General features: G+C 60.0%; 11 protein-coding genes. 1 reads left to right on the top strand and 10 read right to left on the bottom strand.

Annotation, left to right across the window (positions count from 1 at the left end; translation table 11 throughout):
- Positions 1 to 99: 99 nt before the first annotated feature.
- The 7 genes from sigX to ppsA all read right to left on the bottom strand — a co-directional run bounded on the left by sigX (position 100) and on the right by ppsA (position 7,080).
- Positions 100 to 690, bottom strand: coding sequence for an RNA polymerase sigma factor SigX (gene sigX, locus VCJ09_RS10680; RefSeq protein WP_079201794.1), 591 nt, complete (start codon positions 688 to 690; stop codon positions 100 to 102).
- 90 nt (positions 691 to 780) lie between these two features.
- Positions 781 to 1,605: a mechanosensitive ion channel family protein gene (locus VCJ09_RS10675; RefSeq protein WP_079201793.1), complete on the bottom strand. Its 825-nt coding sequence runs from the start codon at positions 1,603 to 1,605 to the stop codon at positions 781 to 783.
- A gap of 1 nt (position 1,606) precedes the next feature.
- On the bottom strand, positions 1,607 to 1,864 hold the full coding sequence (locus tag VCJ09_RS10670; protein ID WP_079201792.1) for a CrfX protein: 258 nt from the start codon (positions 1,862 to 1,864) through the stop codon (positions 1,607 to 1,609).
- Between the two features lie 54 nt (positions 1,865 to 1,918).
- Positions 1,919 to 2,914, bottom strand: a complete 996-nt coding sequence (locus VCJ09_RS10665) for a zinc transporter ZntB (protein WP_324734287.1) — start codon at positions 2,912 to 2,914, stop codon at positions 1,919 to 1,921.
- An 18-nt stretch (positions 2,915 to 2,932) separates the two neighbouring features.
- Positions 2,933 to 3,421 carry a ribonuclease E activity regulator RraA gene (rraA, locus tag VCJ09_RS10660; protein ID WP_079201790.1) on the bottom strand — a complete coding sequence of 163 codons (489 nt, stop codon included), beginning with the start codon at positions 3,419 to 3,421 and terminating at the stop codon, positions 2,933 to 2,935.
- A gap of 224 nt (positions 3,422 to 3,645) precedes the next feature.
- Positions 3,646 to 4,644 (bottom strand): alpha/beta fold hydrolase, encoded by a 999-nt coding sequence (locus tag VCJ09_RS10655; protein WP_324734286.1) that lies wholly within the window; start codon positions 4,642 to 4,644, stop codon positions 3,646 to 3,648.
- A gap of 63 nt (positions 4,645 to 4,707) precedes the next feature.
- Complete coding sequence (gene ppsA / locus VCJ09_RS10650) at positions 4,708 to 7,080, bottom strand: phosphoenolpyruvate synthase (RefSeq protein ID WP_324734285.1); 2,373 nt, start codon at positions 7,078 to 7,080, stop codon at positions 4,708 to 4,710.
- A 177-nt stretch (positions 7,081 to 7,257) separates the two neighbouring features.
- Here ppsA and ppsR point away from each other — a divergent pair, with 177 nt between their 5' ends.
- Positions 7,258 to 8,076, top strand: a complete 819-nt coding sequence (gene ppsR, locus VCJ09_RS10645) for a posphoenolpyruvate synthetase regulatory kinase/phosphorylase PpsR (protein WP_324734284.1) — start codon at positions 7,258 to 7,260, stop codon at positions 8,074 to 8,076.
- A gap of 14 nt (positions 8,077 to 8,090) precedes the next feature.
- Here the strand turns inward: ppsR and prpD are convergent, their stop codons facing one another.
- The 3 genes from prpD to acnD all read right to left on the bottom strand — a co-directional run bounded on the left by prpD (position 8,091) and on the right by acnD (position 13,691).
- Positions 8,091 to 9,575, bottom strand: coding sequence for a 2-methylcitrate dehydratase (prpD, locus tag VCJ09_RS10640; protein ID WP_324734283.1), 1,485 nt, complete (start codon positions 9,573 to 9,575; stop codon positions 8,091 to 8,093).
- Positions 9,576 to 9,844: 269 nt separating this feature from the next.
- The gene (gene prpF, locus VCJ09_RS10635; protein WP_324734282.1) at positions 9,845 to 11,032 is read right to left on the bottom strand and encodes a 2-methylaconitate cis-trans isomerase PrpF; all 1,188 of its coding nucleotides are present in this window, start codon (positions 11,030 to 11,032) and stop codon (positions 9,845 to 9,847) included.
- A gap of 49 nt (positions 11,033 to 11,081) precedes the next feature.
- Positions 11,082 to 13,691, bottom strand: coding sequence for a Fe/S-dependent 2-methylisocitrate dehydratase AcnD (gene acnD / locus VCJ09_RS10630; protein ID WP_324734645.1), 2,610 nt, complete (start codon positions 13,689 to 13,691; stop codon positions 11,082 to 11,084).
- Between the last annotated feature and the right edge of the window lies 1 nt (position 13,692).

Below are 13,692 nucleotides of genomic sequence, written 5' to 3'. Positions count from 1 at the left end.
ATCCCCATCATTGGTGGCCAGTAAGTTGTCTGACAAACAAGACAACCAAGGAGCGATTCTAACAGAATCGCTCCGAATGTTAGAGCGTTCTACATATATTTAAGTTTCAAGATTGCCTGAAAATTTTTCTCGCAACCGGTCGAGGGCGCGCTTGTAGCGCATTTTAGTGGCGCTCAGGCCCATGTGCATGATGTCGGCAATCTCTTGAAACTCCAGCTCTGCGACAAAACGCAGAACCAGGATTTCCCGGTCAATTGGATTGACATGCACAAGCCAGCGATCCAGCCCACCACGGCTCTCAACTGTAGGCATCTTTTCTTCAGATGCCTCTTCCAATGGATCCAGACTTAATGCATCCACCAGGCGACGTTTGCGCCGTTCTTTACGGTACTGGGTAATACACTCGTTATAGGTAATGCTGTACAGCCAGGTTTTAAACTTCGATTTACCTTCGAAATTCTTCAAACCATAAAGAACCTTGAGCATAACCTCTTGACAAACATCATCGGCGTCACGCTCGCTCCCCAGATAACGTGCGCATACGTTAAACAATGTGCGCTGGTAACGACGCATCAGCTCTTCATAAGCACGGGTAACGTGAAAAAGCTCGCCATGCGCACGCGCAACGAGTTCCTCATCGGAGAGTTCGCGGGGGTCATAGCGCAAGGACATCGGTTGGGCTTTATTCAAAACAAGTCAGGCCGACAGTCGGGACGGAAGCTGCCAACGCCTAATGCATCAGGCGCTGGGTTGGCGGCATACTTTAGCAGGATTGGCGCGTTAGCGACTGCTTACCCGCTGCTCGAGCAGGGTGCGATTAGCCACCGAGACCAACTCGCCCGCGTCGGTTAGCAGGATAGTCTTGACCGTGCCAATTTCCTCGATCTGCCCTTCGACCTCACCAACCTGAACTTGTTGCCCTACCTGGTACAACTCGCGCACATAAATTCCGGCCAGAATCTGCCCGGCGATTTCCCGGCTACCCAAGCCCAGCGCCAGAGCGGCAGCCAGCCCCACCGAAATCAACACGATGGCAATGACGTTGTTCAGCAGGTCGGTTTTGATCTCCAACTGGCCGATGGCCACCGAAATACTGATGATGATCACCAGCCCCTGGCCGATACGGGCCAGGCCGTGGGCATAATCCAGGCCTACACCCTCGGCGGCACCGCGCACCACGCCACTGACCAATTGCGCCAACAGTACGCCGGCGACCAGCACCAGTGCGGCACCAAATACCTTGGGCAGATAGGACGCCAATACATCGAGCGTGGCCGAGACTCGTTCCAGACCGAGCGATTCCGCCGCCGAGACGAGAAAAATCAACAGTACGAACCAGTAGATGATCTTGCCTATGAAGGTCGAAACCGGCACCTGGATACCGGCGCGGCTCAATAGCTTGGTCAGCCCGGTACCCGCCATCAGACGATCCAGGCCGATCTTGCCGAGCAACTTCGACAGCAAGGTATCGAGCAGCTTGGCCACGACAAAGCCGAGCAGCACCAGGATCAACGCCACGAACAGGTTCGGGATAAAAACGGCGACTTTGGTCCAGAGCGCAGTCATCGCGGTTACCAGGCTTTGAGTCCAGGGATCTAGTTCCATTTCAGTCAGCCTTATTAGTAGAAGCAGAATTAGTAGACGCGCTAGAGTCGCGACGGGTAACCGGGGCGACATGGGCCGAGCCGCTATTCAGGGCGATCATCAAGGCGCCGAGCCAATGGCCCATGAGCGCGAACAGATCGCCCGCGCCGACCTGGCGATTGGCAGTCTTCAATACGCGATGCAGACAAGCGTCGTCGTCGTGATCGGACGCGCCGGACTTGAGCATATCGCGCAGGGATTCTTCAAATGGATCGGGCATGACGCACCTCACAGGACGTCTCGGCTAGACGAGACCAACTCGGGGCAAGTCACATCAGGCCCAGCGCAAACGGCGTAGCAGCCACCACTGAGCAAGGGCGACCACCAGCATGATCAAGCAGGCGATAAGGAAGCCATAGGCGTTCTCAGAGCCGGGTATGCCGCCGACATTGATGCCCAGCAGACCGGTAAGGAAGCTCATCGGCAGGAAGACCCCGGTGATGATGGCAAAGCGGTACATGATGCGGTTCATCCGCTGATCCATACGGCGGTTTTCCGCCTCCAGCAGCAGACTGACCCGCTCGCGACTGAGCTCCAGCTCTTCCAGGTAGCGGGTCAGACGGTTGTGCAGTTCGTTCCAATAACCAGGATCGTCGACAAGGAACCAGGTCTGCTGCTTGCGTGTCAGCTGCGCGTAGATTTCACTCTGTGGCGCGAGAAAGCGGCGCAGGCTGGCAGCACGCCGCCGCACTTGCAGCAACTGCGCGTGATCCGGTACCGCGTGCTCATCGGCATCGACCAGTTCCTCCTGCTCGTCGACCCGCTCGGACAAGTCGGCGACCAGGGCGTCGACCTTGTCCGTCAGGTAATCCGCCAGGGTCAGGATCAGCTCTGACGAGGTTTTCGGTCCGCGCCCGGCCGCAAGGTCGGCGATCACGTCCTCGGTCGCGCGCAACGGTCGCAGGCGCAGAGAAATGACCCGGCGAGCAGCGGCGAAGATGCGTACTGACACCATGTCCTCCGGCTCCGCGCCCGGGTTGAGATTGATCCCACGGAGAAACAGCAACAACTCGTCATCCGGCAGTGCCAGCAGGCGTGGCCGGGTGTTCTCCTCTAGCAGCAGGTCGCAGGCAAATTCGCTCAAGCCGCTTTCGCCGCGCAGCCAGTGCTGGGTCTGCGAGTGACTGCGATCCCAGTGCAGCCACAGGCTTTCCTGCTCGGCCAGTTCGAGGCCGGCCAGTTGCCCTTGAGTGATCGCGCGCGCGCCGCCTGCGCCATCCAGGACAAAAGCATGCACCAAGCCCCATTGCGCGCTGTCTTCCTCGTGCATGCCTACTCCTGGCATCACTTATTCCGGCATTTTCAGTGCAGCGGGCGAAATAATGATGCCGTTGTTGTCGGCATACAGGTACTCGCCCGGGCGGAAAGTCACACCAGCAAAGGTCACCGCCACATTCAGGTCGCCGATACCACGCTTGTCGGTCTTCATCGGATGGCTGGCCAACGCCTGTATACCGAGGTCGGTCTGCGCCAGGACATCGACATCGCGTACACAGCCATAGATCACCAGGCCTTCCCAGCCATTCTTCGCGGCTTTTTCTGCGAGCATGTCGCCAAGCAGAGCGCGGCGCATGGAGGCGCCACCGTCGACCACCATCACCTTGCCCTTGCCTGGCTGCTCAACCTGCTCCTTGACCAGCGAGTTGTCTTCAAAGCACTTGATGGTGACGATCTCGCCACCGAAGGAATCGCGGCCGCCGAAATTGCTGAACATCGGCTCGACGACCTGCACCAACTCCGGGTAGGCGTCACACAAATCTGGGGTGATGTAATGCATGGGAAAACTCCTGGTTAACTAGACAGTGAAAATCAGTTCGATGCCGCACGATCAGCGCATACGTCACAGGCAGTGGCACCAGGCCCGCCAGCACCTGACTTATGCCAGTGGCCCCGCGCAAGAGTGCCCTCATGTGGATAGCAGTTCTCCCGAACAACGAGCAGCGCAACTGCGCCAAGCCCAGAAAACCACCGAGCAACCACTTGGCCGCATATTAGCGGGTATCACTGCGCAGGCGAAACGCCCTCTTCCTGCTCAAGCGCGGCCCTTTTAATATCCCGAGCCTTGCCCAGCCAACCCGCCACCAGCGGCCATACCTCGCGTTGCGCCTCTTTGCTGACCAGCATCTCGACATGGCCGAAATCGCTGGCGAAACCGTTTTCCTTACCCAGACAAAGGAACTCGTTGAGCGGTGAACCGAACTGCTCAAGCAACTTGCGGCAGGCCCACGGCGGATCCTGCCGGTCACCCGCTGCCGCTACCGCCAATACCGGAACCCGCACCTCGGCCAGGCCGGCCCACCAATCACGCTCGGCATCGCCAAAGCGGCCAAACAGACCATGCCAGCGCAAACTCTCCAAAGCCAGGCCAATCGGCTCATCTTCCGGCCCGCGCTTGAGCCGGCTGCCGGACAATACGGAAAAACGCTTGAGCAGCAAGCGCCCGCCCCACTCCACCGGCGGTACTTTCAGCGGCCAGTAGGTGCGACTGATCTGACTGCCGAATAACGCCGCCGACGCCACTCGGTCCTGGTCAAGATGCTGCCCGCCCAGCGCACCGGCCAAGGTGATGCCGCCCAGCGAGTGGCCCAGCCAATGGGCCGGCTGTGGATTCTGCTCATGGACGAAGTCTGCAATCGCCGGCAAGTCGTAGCGCACGTAGTCGCTGACGCGGTTGTGCCTGTAGCCCTTGTTGCGCGGCGACAGCCCATGCCCGCGCATTTCGGCGATCCATACATCGAAGCCGGCACGCGCCAGGTGAGGACCGAGACCAAGCCCCTTGGGCGAATACCAGAAGCGTCGATTGGAAAAACTGCCAGGCAACAGGATCACCGGCACGCCGCGCTCGGTCGCGTGGCCGGCCACGCCCAAACGGGTGAGGGCCAGCTCGACGCTGGCGTCGGGGCTGTTGCCGGGCTTGAGGCGATAGACATCCTCACTCAAGTCGAAACGAAATTCCGCGCTGATCAAGGCGACGGGGAAAAGCTGACTGCTACTTTGCATCTTCGCTCTGGCACAAAAAAGGGCAGGATTAACCTGCCCTTGAATCAAAAGGTTAACGGTAAATCAGGATGGCTGGGCTTCCGCCAGGAAGAACCAGGTATCCAATACCGAGTCTGGGTTAAGCGACACACTTTCGATGCCCTGCTCCATCAGCCATTTGGCCAGATCCGGGTGATCGGATGGACCCTGACCACAGATGCCGACGTACTTGCCGGCCTTGTTGCAGGCCTGAATGGCATTGGACAGCAGCTTCTTGACCGCCGGATTACGCTCATCGAACAGGTGCGCAACGATGCCCGAATCGCGGTCCAGGCCCAGGGTCAGCTGGGTCAGGTCGTTGGAACCAATCGAGAAGCCGTCGAAGAACTCGAGGAACTCTTCAGCCAGAATCGCGTTGGACGGCAGTTCGCACATCATGATGATGCGCAGCCCGTTCTCGCCGCGCTTCAGGCCATTGCTGGCCAGCAGGTCGATCACCTGACTGGCTTCGCCCAGGGTGCGCACGAAAGGCACCATGATCTCGACGTTAGTCAGGCCCATCTCGTTGCGCACCTTCTTCATCGCCCGGCATTCCAGCTCGAAGCAATCGCGGAAGGACTCGCTGATATACCGCGAGGCGCCACGGAAACCGAGCATCGGATTTTCTTCTTCCGGCTCGTAGAGCTTGCCGCCGATCAGGTTGGCGTATTCGTTGGACTTGAAGTCGGACAGACGCACGATGACCTTCTTCGGCCAGAACGCAGCAGCCAGGGTGCTGATCCCTTCGACCAGCTTCTCGACATAGAAATTGACTGGATCGTCGTAACCGGCAATGCGCTTCTCGACGCTGTCCTTGATTTCCGGCGGCAGGCCGGCGAAGTTCAGCAGCGCTTTCGGGTGTACACCGATCATCCGGTTGATGATGAATTCCAGACGCGCCAGGCCCACGCCGGCGTTCGGCAGCTGGGCGAAATCGAAGGCGCGATCAGGGTTGCCGACGTTCATCATGATCTTGAACGGCAGGTCGGGCATGGCATCTACGGAGTTTGTGCGGATATCGAAGCCCAGCTCGCCCTCGAAGATGAATCCGGTGTCGCCCTCGGCGCAGGAAACCGTCACACCCATGCCGTCTTTCAGCACCTGGGTGGCATTGCCACAGCCAACCACCGCCGGAACACCCAGCTCACGGGCGATGATCGCCGCGTGGCAGGTACGCCCGCCACGGTTGGTGACGATGGCACTGGCACGCTTCATCACCGGTTCCCAATCCGGATCGGTCATGTCGGAAACCAGCACGTCGCCTGGCTGGACCTTGTCCATTTCGGAGATGTCATTGATTACCCGCACCTTGCCTGCGCCGATCTTCTGGCCGATCGCCCGGCCCTCGACCAACACGGTGCCGGTTTCCTTGAGCAGGTAGCGCTCCATCACATTGATATTGGTGCGGCTTCTCACCGTTTCCGGACGGGCCTGGACGACGTATAGCTTGCCGTCATCGCCGTCCTTGGCCCACTCGATGTCCATCGGCCGGCCGTAGTGCTTCTCGATGATCAAGGCTTGCTTGGCCAGCTCGCTGACCTCGGCATCGCTCAGACAGAACCGTGCACGATCAGCACAGTCGACATCGACCACCTTGACCGACTTGCCGGCCTTGGCTTCATCGCCGTAAATCATCTTGATCGCCTTGCTGCCCAGGTTGCGGCGCAGGATCGCCGGACGCCCGGCCTCAAGAGTCTGCTTGTGCACATAGAATTCGTCGGGATTGACCGCCCCCTGCACCACTGTCTCGCCGAGACCGTAAGCGCCGGTGATGAACACCACATCGCGAAAACCCGACTCGGTGTCGAGGGTGAACATGACCCCCGCGGTGCCGGTTTCCGAGCGCACCATGCGCTGCACGCCGGCAGACAGGGCCACCAGCTTGTGGTCGAAGCCCTGATGCACACGGTAGGAAATGGCGCGGTCATTGAACAGCGAAGCGAACACTTCCTTGGCCGCACGAATCACGTTGTCCACGCCGCGAATATTCAAGAAGGTCTCTTGCTGGCCGGCGAAGGAAGCATCCGGCAGGTCTTCCGCGGTGGCCGAAGAACGCACAGCTACGGCCATATGCTCGTTGCCTTCGGACATAGTGGCGAAGGCCTTGCGGATCTCAGAATTGAGCTTCTCCGGGAAGGGTGCATCCATCACCCACTGGCGAATTTGCGCACCGGTCTTGGCCAGAGCATTGACATCGTCAACATCCAAGGCATCCAGCGCCGCATGGATCTGCGCATTCAGGCCGCTCTGCTCGAGAAAGTCGCGGTAGGCCTGAGCGGTAGTAGCGAAACCACCGGGAACCGATACACCGGCGCCAGCAAGGTTGCTGATCATCTCGCCCAGGGAGGCGTTCTTGCCCCCTACGTGCTCAACATCGTGATTGCCGAGCTTATCGAGGGAAACTACGTACTCTACCAAGGTGATCTCTCCACTAATGGTGTTGGAAAAGCTCAAGGGGCTGGAAAATTCGGCGGAGCATGTCCGCACGATTGTGGCCGGGCCCTGGAAAATAAGTAACAATGCAGCCACTTTCGGCCTGCAAAAGCGGGCCTATGATAGCCAAGAATTGTCCTCAGCTTAAGGCCCACGGTGCAAATGAAACGAACCGCTTTCTTCATCTCCGACGGCACCGGCATTACGGCCGAAACCCTGGGTCAGAGCTTATTGGCGCAGTTCGAAACCATCACCTTCACCAAACTCACGCGACCGTACATTGATAGCGTGGAAAAAGCGCGCGCAATGGTACAACAAATCAATAGTGCTGCCGAGAATGACGATGCGCGACCAATCATCTTCGACACCATCGTCAACCAGGAAATCCGCGAGGTTCTAGCCGAATCCGAAGGCTTCATGATTGACATCTTCTCGAGCTTTCTTGCACCACTCGAGCAAGAATTGAGTTCGCACTCGTCCTACTCGGTCGGCAAGTCCCATTCCATCGGGCACAACTCCAATTACATGGAACGTATCGAGGCGGTGAACTTCGCCCTGGACAACGACGACGGCGCTCGTACGCACTATTACGACAAGGCTGACCTGATCCTGGTCGGCGTTTCCCGTTGCGGCAAAACGCCCACGTGCCTGTATATGGCAATGCAATACGGAATTCGTGCCGCAAATTACCCGCTAACCGAAGATGACATGGAACACCTGCAGCTTCCTGCCGTGCTGAAGAAGTACCGAGACAAGCTGTTCGGCCTGACCATCGACCCGGATCGATTGACCGCCATTCGCCATGAACGCAAGCCCAACAGTCGCTACGCCAGCTTCGCCCAGGCCGAGTTCGAGGTGCGCGAGGTGGAGAGCCTGTTCCGCCGCGAAAACATCAACTTCATCAATTCCACGTATTTTTCCGTGGAAGAGATTTCCGCCAAGATTCTGGTGGAAAAAGGCGTCGAGCGCCGCCTGAAGTAGAATAGATCGGGGATTTACACCACCCACATGTCCATGAACCGCTGCACTGGCGTGGCTTCAAGCGCTGCCTGATCCTGGCACAGGTGGAAAATCTGCGCGCTGCGCTGGGCACTGAAACGGGTTGCCAGATTGGCCTTGAACTTGTCCTCCAGCAACGCAATGCCCTCGGCGCGGCGGCGCCGGTGACCGACAGGGTACTCAACCGCGACTTGCGTGGTCGATGAGCCATCCTTGAAGAACACCTGAACCGCATTGGCAATCGAACGTTTGTCGGCTTCCAGGTACTCGCGGGTGTAGCGCGGGTCCTCGACTATCTCCATCTTCTCGCGCAACTCGTCGATGATCGGGTTGGCGGCATGAAAGTCATCTTCGTACTGCTCGGCCACCAGATTGCCAAAAGCCAGTGGTACGGCGGTCATGTACTGGATGCAGTGATCGCGATCGGCCGGATTGGCCAAGGTGCCAACCTTGGAGATGATGCGAATCGCCGATTCGTGGGTGGTGATGACGATTCTATCGATTTCGTGCAAACGATCCCTGACCTGCGGATGCAGGGTGACAGCCGCTTCACAGGCGGTCTGCGCGTGAAACTCGGCAGGGAAACTGACCTTGAACAGCACGTTTTCCATCACATAGCTGGCGAACCCCTGCGGGAAACTGAATTGGCGCGCCTCGCTTGGTTTCAGCGCCAGGTCGTTGTTGGTGTGACTGAACAGTACGTCGTAGAAACCCCACTGCGCTGCGCTTAGCGCGCCAGGAATGCCCATCTCGCCACGCATGGCGATATCGGCCAGGCGCACACCACGGCTGGTAGCATCGCCCGCCGCCCAGGATTTGCGCGACCCGGCGTTCGGCGCGTGGCGGTAGCTACGTAGCGCCTGGCCGTCGACGAAGACATGCGAGATAGCCGACAGCAGTTGCTCACGGTTGGCTCCCATCAGCCTGGCGCAGACGGCGGTAGAGGCCAGCTTGACCAGCAGCACATGGTCGAGACCGACCCGGTTGAAGGAGTTTTCCAGGGCGAACACGCCCTGGATCTCATGGGCCATGATCATCGCGTCCAGCACCACACGCATGCTCAGCGGCGTTTCGCCCCGGGATACGCGCAGTTGCGACAGGTGGTCGGCCACCGCGAGAATACCGCCGAGGTTGTCCGATGGATGGCCCCACTCGGCCGCCAGCCAGGTGTCGTTGTAGTCCAGCCAACGCACGATGCAGCCGATATCCCAGGCGGCCTTAAGCGGATCCAGACGGAAACTGGTGCCCGGCACGCGCGCACCGTTTGGCACCACGGTACCCTCGACGAACGGACCGAGGTGCTTGGTGCACTCGGGAAAGCGCAGCGCCAGCAAACCGCAGCCGAGGGTGTCCATCAGGCAGTTGCGCGCGGTATTCAGGGCCTCAGCGGACTCGATCTTGTAGGTCAGGACATAGTCGGCGACGTCCTGGATCACCTGGTCATAGTCGGGGCGGATATTCAGGTCGACATTGGCGCTCATGTGTTCACTCCTCCTTCGGCTTCTTGTGGACCGGCCCCTCGGGGAAACGCGAAACCACTGCGGGTATACGGCGTTGGCGCAATTTGTAGCCGTCTGACGTCATAGAGCAGGCGCCAACACAATCCCAGAACACTCCAAGGGTGCATGGCTTAACGCGGGGCTAGATCAGGGGCGATCCGAACCACCTACATGACTGCAGCCACGACATGCCAACCCAGAAGGCGAAAAACCCGCTTGTGCGGGCTCTTCTTCAGCTTAGGCCATACGCCTCAGAACGCATCGCCGGGTACGCGCACCCAGCCTTCCATCAGCACGCGGGCGCTGCGACTCATGATCGCCTTGACCACCGTCCACTCGCCGTCGACCTGGTTGGCTTCGGCGCCAACCCGCAGGGTGCCCGAGGGATGGCCGAAGCGCACGGCGCTACGCGCCCCGCCGCCCGCCGCCAGGCTCACCAAGGTGCCCGGAATCGCCGCGGCGGTGCCGATGGCCACCGCGCAAGTGCCCATCATGGCGTGGTGCAGCTTGCCCATGGACAGTGCGCGCACCAGCAGGTCGACATCACCAGCCTTGATGGTTTTGCCGCTGGAAGCCACATAGTCCGTCGCAGGTGCAACGAAGGCGATCTTCGGCGTGTGTTGGCGGGTGAGTGCCTCATCCGCCGTTTTGATCAGCCCCATACGCAATGCCCCGGCCACGCGGATTTTCTCGAAGCGCGCCAGTTGCGCGGGGTCACCGTTGATCTGCTCGCGCAGTTCGGTGCCGCTATAGCCGATGTCTTCGGCATTGACGAATATGGTCGGAATGCCGGCGGTGATCATGGTCGCCTTGAAAGTGCCAACGCCTGGTACTTCCAACTCATCGACCAGATTGCCGGTGGGGAACATCGAGCCACCCTCCTCGCCATCATCGGACGGATCGAGGAACTCCAGCACGATCTCCGCAGCGGGAAAGGTCACCCCGTCGAGTTCGAAGTCACCGGTTTCCTGCACCTGGCTATTAGTCACCGGCACGTGGGCGATGATGGTCTTGCTGATATTGGCCTGCCAGATGCGCACCACGCAGGTGCCGCTCTGCGGGATACGCGACGGATCGACCAAGCCAGCATGGATCGCAAAAGCGCCAGCAGCGGTCGACAGGTTGCCGCAGTTGCCGGACCAATCAACGAAGGCCTTGTCGATGGAAACCTGACCGTAGAGGTAGTCCACGTCATGATCGGGCTGGCTGCTTTTCGACAGGATCACGCACTTGCTGGTGCTGGAAGTGGCGCCGCCCATGCCGTCGATCTGGGCGGAATAGGGATCGGGGCTGCCGATCACGCGCATAAACAGCTGGTCGCGTGAAGCACCTGGCACCTGGCAGCTCTGCGGTAGGTCTTGCAGGCGGAAGAACACGCCTTTGCTGGTACCGCCACGAATATAGGTGGCGGGAACTTTGATCTGGGCTGCATGAGCCATGAAGCATTCTCCTAAAAGAACACCGGGGCGTTGCCGCCCCGGTGGTACATCAGCCCTTGGTGGACTCAAGGAAGTCCTGAGCAAAGCGCTGCAGCACGCCACCGGCTTCGTAGATCAGTACTTCTTCGTTGCTGTCCAAGCGGCAAGTCATCGGCACTTCAACACGCTCGCCGTTACGGCGATTGATCACCAGCGTCATTGTGGCGCGCGGTGTGCGCTCACCGATCACGTCATAGCTCTCGGTGCCGTCGATGCCCAGAGTCAGTCGAGTGGTGCCCGGCTTGAACTCCAGCGGCAGCACGCCCATGCCAACCAGGTTGGTACGGTGGATACGCTCGAAGCCTTCCGCAGCAATCACCTCGACACCGGCCAGGCGTGGGCCCTTGGCGGCCCAGTCACGTGAGCTGCCCTGACCGTAGTCGGCACCGGCAACGATGATCAACGGCTGCTTGCGCTGCATGTAGGTTTCAATCGCTTCCCACATGCGCATCACCTTGCCTTCCGGCTCGACGCGGGCCAGCGAACCCTTCTGCACCTTCCCATCAACCACGGCCATTTCGTTGACCAGTTGCGGGTTGGCGAAGGTGGCGCGCTGTGCGGTCAGGTGGTCACCGCGGTGGGTGGCGTATGAGTTGAAGTCCTCCTCCGGCAAGCCCATTTTGTGCAAGTACGCACCGGCGGCCGAATCCAGCAGGATGGCGTTGGACGGCGACAGGTGGTCGGTGGTGATGTTGTCCGGCAGCACCGCCAGCGGCAGCATGCCCTTGAGCGTACGCTCACCAGCCAATGCACCTTCCCAGTACGGCGGACGGCGAATGTAGGTGGATGTCGGGCGCCAGTCGTACAGCGGGCTCTCGGCTTCCGTCACGGTGCCCAGGTCGAACATCGGAATGTAGACCTGACGGAACTGCTCCGGCTTGACGCAGGAAGCGACAATGGCGTCGATTTCCTCATCAGACGGCCACAGGTCTTTCAGGGTTACCGGGTTGCCCTGCTGGTCATGACCCAGCACGTCCTGCTCGATATCGAAGCGCATGGTACCGGCGATGGCGTAAGCGACCACCAGCGGCGGCGAAGCGAGGAAGGCTTGCTTGGCGTACGGGTGAATACGCCCGTCGAAGTTGCGGTTGCCGGACAGTACGGCGGTGGAATACAGGTCACGGTCGATGATTTCTTGCTGAATCACCGGGTCCAGTGCGCCAGACATACCGTTGCAGGTGGTACAGGCGTAGCCGACGATACCGAAGCCGAGCTGCTCCAGTTCGGACAGCAGGCCCGCCTCCTCCAGATACAACTTGGCGACCTTGGAACCCGGCGCGAACGAGGTCTTCACCCAAGGTTTGCGCAGCAGGCCGAGTGCGTTGGCCTTCTTCGCCACCAGACCGGCAGCCACCACATTGCGCGGGTTGGAGGTGTTGGTGCAGCTGGTGATGGCAGCGATGATCACCGCGCCATCAGGCATCAGGCCTTCGGCCTCCTCAACCTTGCCGGCTGCCAGCTTGGCTTCGTCGGCAATGCTGCGCTCATTTAGCGCCGAAGTTGGCAGGCGGCGATGCGGGTTGCTCGGGCCGGCCATGTTACGCACCACGGTGGACAGGTCGAAGCTCAGTACGCGCTCGTATTCGGCGGTAACCAATGCATCAGCCCACAAACCGGTAGTCTTGGCGTAGTGCTCGACCAGCGCAACCTGCTCCGGCTCGCGGCCGGTCAGCTTGAGGTAGTCGATGGTTTGCTGGTCGATGTAGAACATCGAGGCCGTGGCGCCGTATTCCGGACACATGTTGGAAATGGTCGCGCGGTCGCCGATGGTCAGGCTGTTGGCGCCTGCACCGAAGAACTCAACCCAAGCCCCGACCACGCGTTCAGCACGCAGAAACTCGGTTATCGCCAGGACGATGTCAGTGGCGGTAATGCCAGGCTGGCGCTTGCCAGTCAGCTCGACGCCGACGATATCCGGCAGGCGCATCATCGAGGCGCGGCCGAGCATCACGGTTTCCGCTTCCAGGCCGCCGACGCCAATGGCGATCACGCCCAGAGCATCCACGTGCGGGGTGTGGCTGTCGGTGCCGACACAGGTGTCGGGGAAGGCCACGCCGCCGCGCGACTGAATCACCGGGCTCATTTTCTCCAGGTTGATCTGGTGCATGATGCCGTTGCCGGCCGGGATCACGTCGACGTTCTTGAACGCAGTCTTGGTCCATTCAATAAAGTGGAAGCGATCCTCGTTGCGGCGATCTTCAATAGCGCGGTTCTTATCGAACGCATCCGGATCGAAACCTGCTGCCTCGACGGCCAGCGAGTGGTCGACGATCAGCTGGGTCGGCACCACCGGATTAACCTTGGACGGGTCACCGCCTTGGTCGGCGATTGCATCGCGCAGACCGGCCAAGTCGACCAGTGCAGTCTGACCAAGAATGTCGTGACAGACCACGCGGGCTGGATACCAAGGGAAGTCCAGATCGCGCTTGCGCTCGATCAACTGCTTGAGCGCATCGGTCAACAGCGCCGGGTCGCAGCGACGTACCAACTGCTCGGCCAGCACGCGGGAGACGTAAGGCAGCGTGGCGTAGGCTCCGGGCGCGATGGCATCAATTGCCTCGCGGGTGTCGAAGTAATCCAGGGCAGTGCCGGGCAGACTCTTACGGTATTGAGCGTTCAGG

The sequence above is a fragment of the Pseudomonas paeninsulae genome (genome assembly GCF_035621475.1).
GTDB lineage: Bacteria > Pseudomonadota > Gammaproteobacteria > Pseudomonadales > Pseudomonadaceae > Aquipseudomonas > Aquipseudomonas paeninsulae.
The sequence above is the reverse complement of the archived record's forward strand: the minus strand, read 5'-3'. Positions and strand labels throughout refer to the sequence as shown.